Genomic DNA, 1,026 nt, shown 5'->3' with positions numbered 1-1,026 from the left:
CCGACTACATCAAGTGGTCGGCGGGCGCGGTCAAGGCGGCACAGGCCCTGCGCAAGGCGCTGGCCGTGGCGGGCGCCGAGCTCAGCGACAAGCAGGAGCAGATGCTGGCCGAGCTGGAAGACATGGCCCTGTCCATCTCCAACGACACGCCGGCGCTCGCCCGCGCGCAGGCCTGGGTGATTGGGAAGCTGCCGCGCTTCGTCTACGTCGACGAATACCCGGCGCTGCCCGGCCGCCAGAACATCGCCGAGTACCTGGGGCGCCAGGGCTGGGGCCAGCTCACGCCCGAGCAGCAGAGCTTCGGCAAGCTGTGCAAGGTCGCGGGGCTCGACCCGCAGCAGTTGCAGAACCTGCTCGAAAAGAACGATCAGGCCACGCGCAACCAGCTGGCCAACCGCGCCGGCTCGGTGGTGACGGCAGAGATCCGCCGCCTGTGGAAGGACCGCCCGTTGAAGGTGCGCTTCAACCTTGACGGCCAGTACCTCGACACGCTGGTGTCCGACCCGAACAGCGCCTACGACGTGGAAGTGAACCTCGACGAGCGCAGCCGCGGCTTCCAGTGGTTCTTCTCGTTCTACATCGCGTTCTTCGCTGACACGAAGGGCGGACGTGCGGAAGACGCCGTGCTGCTGCTTGACGAACCCGGGCTGCACTTGCACCCCCACTCGCAGGCCGATCTGCTGGCGCACTTCGAGAAAGACTTCGGCAACCAGATCATCTACACCACGCACTCGCCGTTCATGGTGCCGACGCACCGGCTCGACGCTGTGCGCACGGCCAGCCTCGACGAGACCACGGGTACGACGGTGAGCAATGCGGCGCAGGGGGATGCGGCCACGCTGTTCCCGCTGCAGGCGGCGCTGGCGTTGAGCCGGATGGCCAGCGAGCCCGCGAAGCCGGTGGTGCAGGAAGCACGCGTTGAACGCTCCGAAGCGCCGACCAGTGCCATGAACGAAAAGGCAGAGCGCCAACCGGCGCAAGTCGCCTAGCAGGCACGCCAGATCTCAAACGGCGCCGACCAAGCGC

Annotated in this window: 1 protein-coding gene; it reads left to right on the top strand. The window is 67.3% G+C overall.

What is annotated here, in order from left to right; genetic code table 11:
• A partial coding sequence (locus ACSFA2_RS25950; protein WP_435458195.1) for an ATP-dependent nuclease occupies window positions 1-989 on the top strand: 989 nt, incomplete at its 5' end.
• Between the last annotated feature and the right edge of the window lie 37 nt (window positions 990-1,026).

This window comes from Variovorax cryoconiti, from assembly GCF_051216395.1.
In the GTDB taxonomy this organism is placed as follows: Bacteria; Pseudomonadota; Gammaproteobacteria; order Burkholderiales; family Burkholderiaceae_C; genus Variovorax.
This window is presented reverse-complemented; position numbering and strand designations above follow the sequence as displayed.